The 15172-nt window shown below is 39.1% G+C and carries 19 protein-coding genes; 7 read left to right on the forward strand and 12 right to left on the reverse strand.

The window, feature by feature from the left end; genetic code table 11:
* Positions 1-36: 36 nt before the first annotated feature.
* Genes I7X29_RS06695 through I7X29_RS06710 form a run of 4 tightly spaced genes read right to left on the reverse strand, consistent with a single transcriptional unit; the run spans position 37 to position 3065 of the window.
* Positions 37-813: an SH3 domain-containing protein gene (locus tag I7X29_RS06695; protein ID WP_198473762.1), complete on the reverse strand. Its 777-nt coding sequence runs from the start codon at positions 811-813 to the stop codon at positions 37-39.
* Positions 806-1813, reverse strand: a complete 1008-nt coding sequence (locus tag I7X29_RS06700) for an SMI1/KNR4 family protein (RefSeq protein ID WP_198473498.1) — start codon at positions 1811-1813, stop codon at positions 806-808. Before I7X29_RS06700 ends, I7X29_RS06695 begins: the two co-directional genes overlap by 8 nt.
* A gap of 45 nt (positions 1814-1858) precedes the next feature.
* Entirely contained in the window at positions 1859-2644 is a 786-nt protein-coding gene (locus I7X29_RS06705; RefSeq protein ID WP_198473500.1) for an SDR family NAD(P)-dependent oxidoreductase, read from the reverse strand.
* A gap of 49 nt (positions 2645-2693) precedes the next feature.
* Positions 2694-3065, reverse strand: coding sequence for a helix-turn-helix domain-containing protein (locus I7X29_RS06710; protein WP_096088047.1), 372 nt, complete (start codon positions 3063-3065; stop codon positions 2694-2696).
* A gap of 137 nt (positions 3066-3202) precedes the next feature.
* Between I7X29_RS06710 and I7X29_RS06715 the strand changes: the two genes are divergently transcribed.
* Positions 3203-3760 (forward strand): hypothetical protein, encoded by a 558-nt coding sequence (locus I7X29_RS06715; protein ID WP_198473502.1) that lies wholly within the window; start codon positions 3203-3205, stop codon positions 3758-3760.
* 25 nt (positions 3761-3785) lie between these two features.
* Positions 3786-4400, forward strand: a complete 615-nt coding sequence (locus I7X29_RS06720) for a hypothetical protein (RefSeq protein ID WP_198473504.1) — start codon at positions 3786-3788, stop codon at positions 4398-4400.
* Positions 4401-4484: 84 nt separating this feature from the next.
* Here the strand turns inward: I7X29_RS06720 and I7X29_RS06725 are convergent, their stop codons facing one another.
* The 8 genes from I7X29_RS06725 to I7X29_RS06760 form a co-directional block, all read right to left on the reverse strand.
* Complete coding sequence (locus I7X29_RS06725) at positions 4485-5009, reverse strand: hypothetical protein (protein ID WP_198466392.1); 525 nt, start codon at positions 5007-5009, stop codon at positions 4485-4487.
* Between the two features lie 70 nt (positions 5010-5079).
* Positions 5080-5742 carry a hypothetical protein gene (locus I7X29_RS06730; RefSeq protein WP_198473506.1) on the reverse strand — a complete coding sequence of 221 codons (663 nt, stop codon included), beginning with the start codon at positions 5740-5742 and terminating at the stop codon, positions 5080-5082.
* A gap of 69 nt (positions 5743-5811) precedes the next feature.
* Positions 5812-6510 (reverse strand): SMI1/KNR4 family protein, encoded by a 699-nt coding sequence (locus tag I7X29_RS06735; RefSeq protein WP_198473752.1) that lies wholly within the window; start codon positions 6508-6510, stop codon positions 5812-5814.
* A gap of 29 nt (positions 6511-6539) precedes the next feature.
* Positions 6540-6848, reverse strand: a complete 309-nt coding sequence (locus tag I7X29_RS06740) for a hypothetical protein (protein ID WP_198473508.1) — start codon at positions 6846-6848, stop codon at positions 6540-6542.
* Between the two features lie 12 nt (positions 6849-6860).
* Entirely contained in the window at positions 6861-7112 is a 252-nt protein-coding gene (locus tag I7X29_RS06745) for a hypothetical protein (protein ID WP_198473510.1), read from the reverse strand.
* Positions 7109-7660 (reverse strand): RNA 2'-phosphotransferase, encoded by a 552-nt coding sequence (locus I7X29_RS06750; protein WP_225883683.1) that lies wholly within the window; start codon positions 7658-7660, stop codon positions 7109-7111. Before I7X29_RS06750 ends, I7X29_RS06745 begins: the two co-directional genes overlap by 4 nt.
* Before the next feature lie 84 nt (positions 7661-7744).
* Positions 7745-8449, reverse strand: coding sequence for a hypothetical protein (locus I7X29_RS06755; protein ID WP_088595114.1), 705 nt, complete (start codon positions 8447-8449; stop codon positions 7745-7747).
* A 165-nt stretch (positions 8450-8614) separates the two neighbouring features.
* Entirely contained in the window at positions 8615-10483 is a 1869-nt protein-coding gene (locus I7X29_RS06760; protein WP_198473512.1) for a M1 family metallopeptidase, read from the reverse strand.
* Positions 10484-10629: 146 nt separating this feature from the next.
* On the opposite strand from I7X29_RS06760, the gene I7X29_RS06765 reads away from it, so the two are divergent.
* The 5 genes from I7X29_RS06765 (at position 10630) to purB (ending at position 15147) form a co-directional block, all read left to right on the forward strand.
* Positions 10630-11412 (forward strand): TerC family protein, encoded by a 783-nt coding sequence (locus I7X29_RS06765; protein ID WP_198473514.1) that lies wholly within the window; start codon positions 10630-10632, stop codon positions 11410-11412.
* Positions 11409-11783 carry a hypothetical protein gene (locus I7X29_RS06770; RefSeq protein WP_198473516.1) on the forward strand — a complete coding sequence of 125 codons (375 nt, stop codon included), beginning with the start codon at positions 11409-11411 and terminating at the stop codon, positions 11781-11783. The genes I7X29_RS06765 and I7X29_RS06770 overlap by 4 nt, the downstream gene beginning before the upstream one ends.
* Before the next feature lie 90 nt (positions 11784-11873).
* Positions 11874-12638 (forward strand): Abi family protein, encoded by a 765-nt coding sequence (locus tag I7X29_RS06775; protein ID WP_198473518.1) that lies wholly within the window; start codon positions 11874-11876, stop codon positions 12636-12638.
* Positions 12639-12646: 8 nt separating this feature from the next.
* Entirely contained in the window at positions 12647-13768 is a 1122-nt protein-coding gene (locus tag I7X29_RS06780) for a DNA polymerase III subunit (protein WP_198473520.1), read from the forward strand.
* 47 nt (positions 13769-13815) lie between these two features.
* Positions 13816-15147 (forward strand): adenylosuccinate lyase, encoded by a 1332-nt coding sequence (gene purB, locus I7X29_RS06785; RefSeq protein WP_198473521.1) that lies wholly within the window; start codon positions 13816-13818, stop codon positions 15145-15147.
* The last annotated feature ends 25 nt before the right edge of the window (positions 15148-15172 follow it).

Genomic DNA, 15172 nt, shown 5'->3' on the forward strand with positions numbered 1-15172 from the left:
AGAAAAGTCGGGCAAATACATAAATTTGCACTAAAATTAGAAAGAGCCTACTTTTCTGTCTTTGTAAATACCATTTATTATCTGCCAACAAACATCATATTCTGCAGCTCCAGCCCCGCCTGTTGTTACTATGTATAAAGCATCATTATCTTTATCGTAATAAACTTTTATGGCAGACAAAGGATCAAGCAAATCACTATAAGCCTTTTTAGGGAAATCAACTTTTTTACCGTTAATGGTTACTTCAATGCTTTTATATTCGTCTTTAGGAAGGTCGTAATCAACGCCATAAGGGTCAAATCCGTCTATTTTAGTAACACCAAACTTTTTAGTATAAATAATTTTATGTTTGTTTTTGTCGAACTTTTGAGTTGCAACCTTTACTTCAATACCATCTTGTGAGAAAATATCTAAGTATTCATTCCCTCCAACTGATGGAATAGCTTTAAAATGATGTATCCATTGTACTCTATCTTTATAGATATATCCATTGTCTTCGTTTTTAAGCCAATTGCCAATAGGATCTTCACCAATATAAACCATTGTATTATTGTTAAGTGTACCAATAACCTTACTTTTGATGTTGGCTTTCTCACGAATATTTACATAACCATCGTTATCTTTGATAATGCCAAAGAAGTCTTTTACTTGTGCAAAACTGCAATGACTTATGAATAATAGTGCTAAAAGGATTCGTTTCATTACTATGATATTAATTTTGTTCTTTTGTAACGCAAAATATGACTCACTACCATCGGTAGTGATGAGGAGTTTTTGAGAGAGAACGCTGAAATCTTTTTCTTGTTTAGTCATTGTTTGCTTCTTCAAAAGTTACGGTTACATTGGGGAATTGCTTCAGCGCCTCAATACGCTCTTTGAAAGCGCCTAAAATATACTCTTCCCACGGAACGCCATACTGGTCGCTGTAGTACAATTGCATTTTCTTGCTGTACTCTAAGCGATCGGTAACAGCTTTGTTTTGTCGCCAATTCAGTGCTTTGAGGGCATCATACACTTTGTCGTTTTTGGCAGGGATAGGACTTACCCTTACATAGAGCGTTCCGTCTATATATCGCAGAGGTGTACTTTCTACTTCATTTTCAGTTGTATATACAAAGGTCTTTTCGCCTGCTATGGGGATATGTTGTTGCAGGATTTGCTCCAATTCTTCATCAGATAATAATCCTTGATAGGTTTGGGTAGAACGAGGGAATACACGTGTGAAATCGGTGAGTTTCCGGATGTAAACTTCTTGTATTACTTGCCGTTGCGCCTCGTTGGTTATATAAGGCAGGTGACTTTGTAGTAGGCGGGCTATATTTTCGTAGAAATCACCTTCACTACGTACGAGCGCCCCCTCGTATATATCGTTCACCGAGTTGAGCATCTCATAGAAAAAGAAGTCTTCGAGGGTGTTTGCCAATAGCTCAGCCTCGTCCGAGTCGTGATGCAAGAGTACTATTGGGCACGAGCAACAAGCTCGCGCCAGCGAAAGAGCGTTTTGGTCGTACAAAAAGCAATAATAATCACCGCCGCCCGTTTGTCCGAAAGGAATAAAAAGGTAATCGGGGTTGATGCTGAACCAACTGTCCTCGCCGTTGAGTTCTTCGATAGTTTCGGCAATATTAGCAAGTGGAATCAACTCAAACTCACCGCTGTACAAAAAGAGCGGTGGGTGGTTTTTAAGTCGTGGATATACTTCTTTACTCCAAAGCGAAGAATATTCGCCTATATCGAGCATTTGGTCGGCATAAAGCCGATGATATAGTTCAGAATATTGAAATTGGTATTGTTGTTCTAAGGCTTTTAACATAATGGAAAATTAGCAAATTAGAGAATTAGCAAATTGGCAAATTGACTAATTTGCTAATTTGTGAATGTGAATAGCATCCGATTGGTGGAGGGGAGTGACGGTAATATCAGTAATCTGGATTTTATCAGGCAGATTGACGATATAGGCGATAGTATCGGCGATATCTTCGGCATATAGGGGTGTGATGCCTTTGTAGACATTATCCGCTTTCTGCTGGTCGCCTTTGAAACGCACCTTGCTGAAATTGGTTTCTACCAAACCTGGTTTTACGTTGGTTACCTTTATATTTTTGTCCATTAGCTCTATGCGCATCGCATCGCTGAGAGCTCTTACGGCAAACTTGGTCGCGCAATAAATACTGCCATTTGGGTAGGCTATTTCCCCCGCTACCGACCCGACGTTCACTATCGTCCCCACCTTGTCGGTGGCAATCATTAGCGGAATCACACTATTGGCAATATAGGTAAACCCTTTGATGTTGGTGTCAATCATCTGGTCTATATCTTCTATGGCGTAGGTGTGGAGGTGTTGCAATCCTATTGCCAAGCCCGCATTGTTGATAAGCATATCTATTTGTTGCCATTTTTCGGGTAAGGATTGGATATTTTTCGCCACCTCTTGGTAGTTTCTCACATCGAAAACTAAGGTAATGACCTCTATAGCGTGTTCTTTTTCGAGTTGGGTTTTCAATTCTGCCAATACCTCAGCACGGCGAGCGCAAAGAATGAGGTTTACGCCCATTTGCGCCAATTTTTCAGCTACTGCTTTACCTATCCCACTGCTAGCACCTGAGATAAAAGCGATTTTTCCTTTGATACGATTTAGTTCCATTTGTTTAGATATTTAAGTGTTAGGTTTTAGAATATTTCACTTTAGAAAATTATTCTTTTCTTAAATAGGCTATTTCTTTCTGCAACTGAGCAATTAAATCATCTTTAGATTTGATGAGTAGTTCAGTTATTTCCTTATTTTCTTGGTAAAAATGTTCTATTTTTTGTTGGTATACAGCATCGTTATGGTAATTGTTCTGTACCATTTGTTGTTTTTCTAAATCGAGCAATTCTCCTACGGGGATTTCTAATATCATAGAAATTTGAAAGAGTCTTTCTACTGATAGTTTAGTTTCTCCTATTTCCAATTTGCGATAAGCAGGCACAGAGAGGTGTAATTCCTCCGCCATATTTTCATAAGAATACCCTTTTTTAGTTCTCTCTTGTACAATTCTATTGATTACTTTTTCTATATCCATCATAATAAGTTAATGATTTGAGAGGCAAAAGTAAAAAATATTATCGAAAAAGTAAAATATTTTTTGAAAAAGTTTAAATAGAATATTGTTTTAAACACTTACTTTTGCACCATTAAAAATCATTTAAAAACCATAAAACAATGAAGAACTTTCTATTATTTCTAATTTTTGGAATGGGATTAATGTCTTGTTCTGATAATCTAACAACTTCTAAAACTGATAAGCTAATAAAAGAAGCCTTGGCAGAAACAACTCCTTTTTATGGAGCTGCCCGTATTTCAGAAAGTAAAGGAGAATTTATTTCTAAAGATGATTTACCTATCTATGAGAAGTTAGTTCAAGAAGGCTATATCACTATGAAAAATACAGAGTTGCCTTATGGTATTATTAGTAAAAGTAGCTATGATATAGCTTTTACTGATAAAGCTAAACCTTATATGATTGGTAATAGAGTGCGTGCTTACACTCTTGTATTTGATAAAACTGACGAAATACAAATAGTAATGCAGAACAAAGCACGTGTAAAAGCTATTTTTAAAAAAGAAGATAGAACGCCTTTTTACGATTTGTCTTTTTTAGGTAAAGATGACACGTATATGAGAACCTTTACCTTTGATAAAACAGAGAACAAGGGTTGGGTAACACACAGCGTACTTCCTATGCTTAGACTTTCAATGGGAATTTTTCAAAAAGAATAAATAATTAAAACAAGTATATAAACTGATGAAAAATCTATTTTTAATGCTATTTGCTGCCTTGTCTTTTATAGGGTATGCTCAAACCAATAACGATTGGGAAAAAGTAATCATCACTCGTAATCCTGAAGATATTAAAGGATTAAAACGTTTGAATGATGTTTCTGCCGAAACGAGTAGATTGTATGGAAAGCAATCTAAATTGCGAGATGAAACTACTAAGAAAATCAAACAAGAGGCAGCTAAAATAGGTGCTACTATAGTACTTATCACAGTTGATAATTTTGCGATGACACCTATCAATAACGTGAATATGGTAGGGACTGCTTATAGTGGTGAAGTTTCTCAGCAGGAAGAAAAAGTTCCTCAAAAAGTAGAAGTGAGTGGAGAAAAAGTATCAGAAGAAGATATTATTATTACACGAAATCCTGAAGATATTAAGGGATTAACACGTTTGGGAGATGTATCATCAGAAGCAAGTAGACTTTATGGAAAACAATCCAAATTACGAGATGAAGCAACCAAAAAATTAAAGAAAGAAGCTGCAAAATTAGGAGCGAGTATAGTGCTCATCACAGTTGATAATTTTGCAATGACCCCAATCAACAATGTAAATATGGTAGGAACAGCTTATAAAAAATAATCTGCTATCATAATAATATCTAACTTTGCCAAAGTTTTTGCCTATGTGGCTCGCATCTTTGGCAAAGTTTTTTTATTCTATCTCCTAACCCCATATTTTCTTCATTACCTCCTCCACAGTAGGCTCGTGATATTTGCCTTTTTTATCTTTGGTGGTATTGAACACAGTAGGGTCGAAATGCGGGCAGTTGAGTTCTAAAAACTGAAAGAAGTAGCCATCGCTGTAAAACATATAAGGCATAAACTCCTCCTGAAAGTCGTTTTCGCACTCAAATTCATTGTCTATGATGATACGTACAAAAGCAGCGATATCTTCACGAGTGAGGTTGTTGTGCTTTATAGGGTCGGGCATTGCCAAATCAAAGGCAAAAGCCTCAATACCATTGCCTTCCCACCATTCCCATAGCCAAGTATCGGAAAGGTCTTTGCCCGTGAGTTTACTGAGGTATTGCTCCATCGCCTTGTATTCTTTGTCAAATACTTCTTCGGGAGTGTCTTCACTTTGGGCATCATGAAAGGCTTCGTAGTCTTCCAAACGTTTTAGTACAAACGGGTACAGCTTTTCTGCTGTTGCAAAATCGGGGCGTAGTTCTTTTCTAAGTGTTTGCATTTGTTTAGGGTTTAGAATGGGACAAAGGTAGTGAAAAATTAGTAGATTAGCAAATTTTCCAATAGGCACATTAGCTGTATTTCTTTTCTATTCTGTTGATGATGATTTTGCCTGTGCTTTTGTAATAGGCTTCTGTAAAAGGGAGTGCTTTGAGGTAGGGGATATCACTCTTGTCACCAAACGCCTGAAAGCATACAGCAGCACTACACATTAGCATTTCGTCTTTTTTAGACTGCCCAAAGCTGATGATTTGTTTTAAGATAGGTACAAAAGCCTCGTGAAGGTTTTTATTCACTTTTTCACTTTTGAGTTGGTGTGATATATCACAAAGTTCATAGGTGTATTCTTTTACAAAATCCTGCTGCTCATCGGTGATTTTAGAAGAAAAATTTTGGGCAATTTCCAAAAAAGCAGGGAGTGATTCCTCTATGGGTAACTCTTTTAATACTCCAAAAACAATGCTAAAGAAATCTTTTGTTTTGTGTATTGATTTTACCAAGCCTTGTACCCCTTCTTCTAAATAAATGCAAATGGCATCTACCCACGAGGCGAAAGGCACAATAAGCTCATCGTTCAGTGGTTGCCAATGGTATTGCACTACCATTTCCTGCAAGGGAGTAATGTACTCTTTATTAGGCGTTTTGAGAATTTTTAAGAGGTCTTCTACCTCCAAATTGCCTTTTTTCTCCAACTGATGGAGCTTTTTGATGTGTTTTGCTACTGCTTCGGTCATATTGTTAATTTAGTTAATTTAGTAGCTATATAATTTTAACTTTACCAAAATATTTAATTGCCTGTCGTGCTACGACTCATCGTCGTAGGAAGTGTAATCCCATTCCAAGCCAAAGTTTTCCATAGCGTCTAAAAGAGTATCAAATAACTCTTGTTGAGCGCTGCCTATAAAAATAGCTGTGGCTCGGTTTGTATCTCGGTGTACAGCAAGGGTAATGACTATTTGAAAATTAGCATCGGTAAAGGTGCGTTGTCCTTCCCAACTGAGAGAGGTAAGTTCGGTATATTGTTTTTCTATATGGGCAACTGCTCCTGTGGGTACTTCAAAGTCTTCCATTTTCCAACCGCCCATTGCATTAGCATTGTAACGCAAGCCTCCCATCACACCGTTGTAAATAGCTATGTACAGCCAAAAGTCGGAGAGCGTTTGAGTTTCTAATACCCAATCGGGGTCGGTTTCTGAGCCGTAATTTCCCCAAACGGGTGGGTTAGAGATTGTCAAATCCTCTTTGCGAATTGCCCACATTACCACCCCTTGGTTTTCTTCACAAAAGCAAAGGTAATCCCCTGCAAAGTACAACTGCTGGGGTGTTGCTAAACTGTTAAACGACTGGTTTACGCTTTTCGTTGCCCCTAACTGTAAGTAATACGCTCGGAACATTTGAGGCAAGGTGATGTTTAAGCGCTTTTCAGCTTTTAACAACTGTGCTTCCGAGAAGCCTTTGCAGTCTTTTGGTGTGAGATTGTATAGTTTTTTGATGTTTTCCATATCACTCATAATACTTGTTTTTTAATTAATTAACTGAAATATTTGCTAAAATCTAAAAAGTGTTGTATTTTTGTCCCCGAAGATGAGTTAAAGTCATAGACTCGCTGGGCTAATAACCCAGATGCGTTATCGGACGTGTTGAGTAAGGATTTTAACTCATCTTCTATTATTTTATCTTCTTTCTTTTTCAAGAATAAAGCTGAAATATTTTTCAATATCTCCATTGCATCAGGAGTTAATGTTGCAATTAAATAATCTTTAGCAACTATTTCACTTCTTTTTACTTTATTGAACAAACTCATTATAAAGTTCTTAGCCTTATCCTTTAAAGTTTTCATAATCACGATTGTTTAATATTTCAATAAATAAAAGCCCCATATCATATTGCTAAATTCTCCTGCTACAAAGCTGTGTGTCTCGCCGTTTATCACTACTTTATAAAGGCAAAAAGACCTTTCGGCGTGATAGAGAGGGTCTGTTACTTTTACGTATTCTCCCGTATCTTGCCATTTGTAGTCAAATATATTTACGCCAAAGAGTTTTACCTCGCCTTCTACTCCCGAGGTTTCAAACTGCCACGTTTTTTGCTTGAATAATTTCATACGTTAACGATTAGTTCTAAAAACTTCGAGAGTACTTCATCTGTAAGCCAAACCCCATTGGCAGAAAGGTAAAAAACATACCCAGACTGGTGCATTGCCATTGTATTTACTTTAAAAATGACGGGCTTGCCGTGTCGGGCACCTACTTTGGTTGCGGTTGCTATATCAATGCTGAGGTGTACGTGTTGGCGGGTTTGCTTTTGGAGTCCGCTTTTGAGAATGCTCTCTACAAACCTGCTGGCAGTGCCGTGATACAAACATTCGGGAGGTGTTTGGGGCTCTAATTCTAATGTTACGGCAAGTGAATGCCCTTGATTGGCGCGTATTTTTGTGTTATCCTCGCTAAAAGCATACCGCTGTTTGCTATCGGTAGTGACGATTTCTTCTAACATTTTAAGGCTGAACACTGGGAATTTACGCTTCATATTCTTAATGAGCACATTCACCTCAGCCCAACCGTGTGTGTCGAGGCTAATACCAATCGCCTCAGGGTGGTGTCGCAGTACCAAACTAAGAAATTTGCTCTCTTTTTTATGTTTTTCAATCATTTTTATAGGGGGTAGGGAGTAATTTTTGATAGGTTACTTTTTACAAAAACACTATTTTATTTTCAAATAAACAAGATATAAAACCTATTTCCGAAACAAGTTCCTCGCTGCTTTCTCACTGCATTTTTGGTGTTTAGCATAAGCCTTAGCTGCACGCAGGCGTATCTGTTCATCGCTTTCACCATTCACATAGCCCGTAAGTGCATCGTGAAGCGTGTAGGCTTCGGCAGCCATCAATCCTGAAGTCCAAACCAGTGGATTTACCTTTGCGTGTTGCAGGTGAGGCTCGAAAAAACGCTTACTATAGCACGCCAAGATAATCACATCGCGTGTCTTGCCATCGGTATTTTTATAAGTGGTGTTGAGTTGAAAATCCATCAGTCCGTCGTGTCCTACATACGCAACCAAATCGGCATTGCCAGCAGCGGCATTTTTCAAGAAGTTTTCTGTACAAGTTTTGATATATTTGCCGTCGTAAGCATCGGCGATGAGCGTATAGTTTTTAGTAGCGTGTTTAAAGGTTACTCGCTCCAAAATAATATCACTATAAGGCTTTTCCGATTTTATGAACTTCCATTCCTTACTGCGTTTAAAATAAGTGCGCACGCCATAACCACAACCCCAATAGAGGTTGCTATCAGCATCTTGCCCATTGCCAATCCCTTTGGGTACCGGCACAATGCCCTGATACTTATTATCGCAGAGGGCTACCAAAACGTGTATGGTTTTCGTCTGTTGCGCCCATATAGGGGCTGTAACCAAGCAAAAGAATAATAGGAGGTGTTTCATTGTGTTTTCAGTCAAATATTGTTTGTCTGTTTCTAAGAAAGAATCTTTTATAGTTTTAATTATTTCAATCGAAATGTCTCGTTATATTCTTCTTAAAAATCAAAGGTTGAAAAATGGTTTTGCTTTCCTCTACACCACCTTCAACCTTTGATTATTATTTAAAGTCTATTGTTTAAACACGTTGTTTTCTCTGTTGATATCCACACTTCTGTTGTTAGGGTCTAACACTATGCTTTGGATATCACTCAGTGGCATATCAAGCTCAAAAGTGTAAGTGAGGTTACCCCATCCCCAAGCAGGGAGCACAAGGCGAGAGTAAGCAGGATAAGTATTAGGTTTTTCGCCGTAAGTCATTCGCAAAGGCACATATACATATTGAGTTTTTCCAGCTTTATCAGTTACAAAAAGGTCGATAGAGAGGGGCAATCTGCCTAAACGCTTGAGGGTAACAGTAGTTTTATTGCCTTTGGCAGTCACCTTGTCGATAGCGTAATCGGCTACGTGGTCGGTTTGCATAAACTCGTTGAGAAACCACTGCAATTGCAAACCCGATACTTTTTCGGCAATGCGAATAAAATCGTTAGGGGTAGGATTTTTGAAAGCAAATTCGCGGTAGTAACGTTTGAGAGTTTTTAGTAGTGCCTCATTGCCCATTAAGTAGTCTAACTGGGTGAGAAACAACTGACCTTTGTAATAAGCGGCAATGCTATAGGCGTAGTTGGTTGCATAACGATCGGAATGAGTGATAGTAGGCTCTTGCAAACCCGATTGTACCAAATTGAAGTAGCCTTCATAAGCATCTTCAAAAGGATATGCGTTTTGAGGGACAAGTCCTAAAACTTGCTGTTCCGCAAGGGTTTGTATATACGAAGTAAAGCCCTCGTCCATCCACGGATAAGCTGCTTCATCGGTAGCTAAAAGATGCTGAAACCAAGCGTGGGCAAGTTCGTGAGTGGCAGTACCTACTAATTTTTCATATTTTTCACCGCCTACCATAAGGGTACACATAGCGTATTCCATACCGCCGTCACCACCTTGGATAAAAGAGTATTGAGGCCAAGGATAAGCACCGATGAGCTTGTTGAAATAATCAAACACTTTTAGCATATCAGGCTGAATGCGTTTCCAAGTTTCAGGATATTTTTTGTAGAAGAAGTGTATAGTTTTACCATCGGCAAGTTGGTGTTTGTCGTGTACATACTGAGGGTCGGCAGCCCAAGTGAAATCGTGTACGCGTTCGGCGACAAAATGCCAAGTTCTGGTTTTAGCTTTTTTAGGTAGCGCAGGAACTTTCACTCCTGTATCTTCATAGCCAAAACCTATTTCGTTAGCGTTTTGGAGTATACCTGAACCTGCTACCATATAGGTTTTGTCGAGGGTGATTTTCACATCAAAATTGCCCCAAACGCCATAGAACTCACGTCCTAAGTACTCGGTGGTATGCCAACCTTGGTGATCGTAAGCCACCATTTTGGGGTACCATTGTGCCATTGAAAGAGCTACACCATCGGGGTTGTTGCGCCCTGCACGGCGTATCATTACGGGCAACTGACCTTCAAAAGTCATATCCAGTACTGTTTTGCTATGAGGGAGGATAGGGGAGGGGAGGGTAACTTTCAAGATAGTACTCTCGTGAGTGAAAGTCGCTTTTTGCCCATCTTGAGTCATAGCTGTAATGCGCAAAGAGCCTATTTCCGAAGGTGATAGTTTGGCAATTCTACTCTCGTAGATAGGTTTTTGTTTAGTACCTACGTTGTTAGCCATACGTCTATCGGGGTCGGGGAGGGCTTGCAAGTTGCTGTCCATCTCGCTATTAGGTTGGAAAGCATTGTAGTAGAGGTGGTAGAATACCACGCGAAGAGTGTCGGGGGAGTTGTTTGTATACGTGAGTTTTTGAGTGCCTTTGTACTGAAAGGTTTTCACGTCCATTGTCACGTCCATTTGGTAATCAGCTTGTTGTTGCCAAGGATTGTCTTGCGCACTTACATTCAGCGCAAAAGCGAAGCCACAAAGGGCTAATAGCATTTTTTTCATCAGATGAATTGTTTTAGTTTTTTTAGAAAGCGCAAAGATAAAGGTTAATTTGCTCATTTCCAAATTTGCTCATTAGCAAATTCTTTACTACCTTTGTCGCCTCAATTATTGTTAATTATTCATTGTCAATTGTTAATTGAAATATTATGGATTTTTTATTTTCTGTTGATGCTCTTGTGGCACTCCTTACCCTTACTTTCCTCGAAATCGTTTTGGGGATTGATAATGTGATATTTATCTCTATCGTTACAGGTAAATTACCCGAAAACCAACGCAAACGTGCTACTCGCTTGGGACTCTTCTTGGCAATGTTTATGCGCATAGGTCTGCTATTAGGGATTTCCTTCCTCATTCGCCTCAAAGACCCGCTTATCAGTTTTGATTGGGGTTGGTTCTCAGCACATTTCAACGGACAAGCACTGATACTTCTCGCGGGAGGTATTTTCCTACTCTACAAATCAACTAAAGAAATTCACGCGAAAGTAAATCATATAGAGCACGTTACAGAATCGGAACAGCCTCAAGCGCGACAACACGCCTCATTTGGCGGGGTTATCGTGCAAATCTTACTGATAGACATTATCTTTTCAATAGATAGTATCCTCACAGCTGTGGGTATGACTAACGGACTTAATGGTGCTTTGTACCTAATGATTATCGCTGTAATTCTTTCGGTGGGAATAATGATGCTCTTTGCCAACCCAGTAGGTAATTTTGTGAACCGCAATCCGTCAATCCAAATATTAGCACTTTCATTCCTGATACTCATTGGTTTTATGCTCATTACCGAGAGTATGCACCTATCAGAAGCAGTACTCGCTGGACAAACAGTAGGGGCAGTGCCTAAGGGTTATTTATACTTTGCTATTGCCTTCTCATTGGGCGTTGAGTTTTTGAATATGAAAATGCGGAAGAAGACTGAAAAATGAAAGTATATACCAAATGCAAACATTGCGCTGAAGAACTGTCTTGCGCTACAGAAGCTACTGATCGTGTGGAATTTGCGATGCGCGAAGGGGAAGAAAAATCACTCGTCTGCCCTAACTGCAATCGCCGTTTTACTTATGAACCCAACGATTTTCGCGCCAAACCCTCAAAAATAGGGCAAATAGTAGCCTTAGCCATTCTCATTTTGGGAGTGCCTATACTTATCTATGCTTTTGCGGGAAAAAACTACATTGTATTAGGAGGCTATTTACTGATTCCGTGGGCTGTCTATGCGATTATCACCCAACAAGACCGCAGCAGAGTAAGTAGTTTTAACCAAGTGCTTTTTAGAAGAAAATCACAACGAGAATAACTTGCCAGAAAATATAAAATAATACATCTTGACACATCTTAGTGAAATTGCTGAAGTTGTATAAGTTATAGAAAAACAAAACCCGATAGTTTGATTGCTCAGAGACCTATCGGGAATAAAACTGGGGCAAAAATACGAATAATTTTAGAAACAACAAAAAATATAATGGTTTTTGATGATTTTAAAGATATTATTTCAGAGCAACGTATGAATAGATATCTTTTTTCTGTAAACAATAACACGCGTAATGCACAAACTCTCTACAGGAAAAATCTAAAACTCTCACAAGAAATGTTTACTATTATTTCTTGTTTTGAAGTAGCTTTACGAAATAAGATAAACAAACATTATACTTCTCTATATGGTATTGAGTGGCTGTCCGATTTTATTTATGAAGGAGGAAGATTTGATACTCCATCTACAGAAAGAACTCAAAATATTATTCGTTTTGCAAAAAATAAATTAGGTGCTGATTATACACATTTTAAGTTGATGGCAGAATTAGATTTTGGTTTGTGGAGATATTTATTTGCACGTCCTCAATTTGTAGCAGGAGGACAGAATTTATTACAGATTTTTCCTTCTAAACCACGCAGTTCAGTTTCTATGCAATATAATAACACTTATATTTTTAACGAACTTACAAAAATTAATGAACTTAGAAACAGAATAGCCCATCACGAACCAATATGTTTCAAAAATAATACTGCTGTTATTGATACTAACTATATAAGACAGATATACAATTTGATTTTACAATTATTTACTTGGATGAATATCAATGCTGCTGAACTACTTTATGGTTTAGATCATATTCAAAATGTTTGTAATGAAATTGATAAATTAAAAAATTAGTAAAAACAATGAACAATATTTTAGGATATGACACTATAAAGAACTATTTAAAAGCTAGTGTGGAAGCAGGTCGCATTCCACACGCTCAGTTATTTGTCGCTAGCGAAGGACAAGGAGGACTGCTAATGGCAATCGCCTACGCGACTCTCATTCTTTCGCACGATAACCCTAAAGCAAAAAACCAATGTGCTCAACTCGCTCACCCCGACCTCCATTTTGCTTTCCCCACAGCGACTAACGACAAGGTGAAAAAAGACCCTATTAGCTCGCTCTTTATGGACGAATGGCGCACTTTTGTAAAGGAACAGCCCTATGGCTCTCTTTTCGATTGGTTCGTATTCCTTGGAATTGAGAAAAAACAAGCCAACATAGGGGTAAACGAGGCTAAAGAGATTACTAATAAGTTAGCACTGAAATCATTTGAAGGGGGCTATAAGGTGATGATTATCTGGATGGCAGAGAAGATGAATCCCGAAGCCTCTAACAAGCTCCTCAAACTCCTTGAAGAACCCGCCGATAAAACGGTCTTTCTCTTGGTGGTAGAAGATGAAAATGCCCTATTAGACACTATCAAATCGCGTTGCCAAATTCTGCGTTTTCCGCCACTCAGTGAGAAAGCTATCAAGGAAGCGCTCATCGCACGTGGTTTGGCTGAAGCCGAAGCAACCAAAATAGCCCTACGCGCTCAAGGAAACTTCAACAAAGCCCTCCAACTGATGGACAACAAAGAAAGCGAAGAAGCAACCTTTGAACGTTGGTTTATTGCGTGGGTGCGTACTGCCTACCGTGCGCGTGGCAACAAAGCCTCTATACGAGGACTCTTGCAATGGAGCGACGAGATTAATACGGTGAATAGAGAGATGCAAAAGCAATTTTTACTCTATTGTGCAGAGGTGTTTCGTCAGGCATTTTTGCTGAACTACACAGCCTCCAATTTGGTGTATATGCAATTCAACGATCCTACTTTTCAACTTGCTAAATTTGCGCCTTTTATTCACGGCAACAATATCGAGGCAATACATAACCTCCTCGAAGAAGCCCAGTTACACGTGGAGCGCAATGGTAATGGCAAAGTTATTTTTACCGATTTGGCTATCAAACTCACCCGACTATTACACACTAAGCAATAAGACAATTTTTCTAATTTTCTAATCTGCTAATTTGCTAATTTGAAATTATGTTAACCGCAATTTCCCCCATTGATGGTCGTTATGCCGATAAAACGACCTCCCTTGTGCCTTTCTTTTCCGAAATGGCACTCATTCGTTATCGCGTACAAGTGGAAGTAGAGTACTTCATCGCGCTCTGTGAACTCCCCTTGCCTCAACTCGCTGCCTTTCCTAAGGAAAAATACACCGATTTGAGAAAACTCTACCAAAATTTTACCGAAGAGGAAGCTCTAAAAGTAAAAGAAATAGAGCAAACTACCAATCACGATGTGAAAGCGGTAGAATACTTTATAAAAGAAGCCTTTGATTACTTACAACTGCAACCCTATAAGGAGTTTATCCACTTTGGTCTTACCTCTCAGGATATCAACAATACCGCTATTCCGCTTAGCATCAAGGAAGCCGTACAACAAGTGTATTTACCTGCCTTAGAGCAATTACTCGGAAAACTGAGAAGTTTAGTAGTCCAATGGAAAGATGTGCCATTGTTAGCACGCACTCACGGTCAGCCGGCATCTCCTACGCGTTTGGGCAAGGAATTCGAGGTGTTTGTCGTTCGTATGGAACAGCAGTTACAAACCCTTATCGCAGTGCCTTATGCTGCCAAATTTGGGGGAGCAACCGGTAACTACAACGCTCATAAAGTAGCCTATCCTAATATCGATTGGAAGGCTTTCGGTACCCGCTTTGTTGAGGAAATATTAGTGTTACACCACTCATTCCCTACTACCCAAATTGAGCATTACGACCATTTAGCTGCTCTTTTCGATGCTCTCAAACGCATCAATACGATTCTCATCGATTTGAACCGCGATATTTGGACGTATATCTCTATGGATTACTTCAAACAACAGATAAAAGCAGGCGAGGTAGGCTCTTCGGCTATGCCTCATAAGGTAAATCCTATTGATTTTGAAAACTCTGAAGGTAATTTAGGTATTGCCAACGCTCTTTTAGAGCATCTATCGGTGAAATTGCCTATTTCCCGCCTGCAGCGCGACCTCACAGATAGTACAGTATTGCGCAATGTAGGGGTGCCTTTTGGTCATATACTCATCGCCTTGCAATCTACCCTCAAAGGACTCAACAAACTGCTTTTAAACGAAGATAAAATCCGCCAAGATTTACAAGACCATTGGGCAGTAGTAGCCGAGGCTATCCAAACGATTTTGCGTCGTGAAGGCTATCCTAATCCGTATGAAGCCCTCAAAGCCCTTACGCGTACCAATACCGCTATCACTGCCGAGACTATCAGCAACTTCATTGATACCTTGGAAGTAAGTGAAGATGTAAAGGCAGAACTAAAAGTCATCACCCCCGAGAACTATACAGGAGTTTAGTTTAGGCAAGAGATAAGAAGTAAGA

The organism is Capnocytophaga periodontitidis (assembly GCF_016126015.1).
Taxonomy (GTDB): Bacteria; Bacteroidota; Bacteroidia; order Flavobacteriales; family Flavobacteriaceae; genus Capnocytophaga; species Capnocytophaga periodontitidis.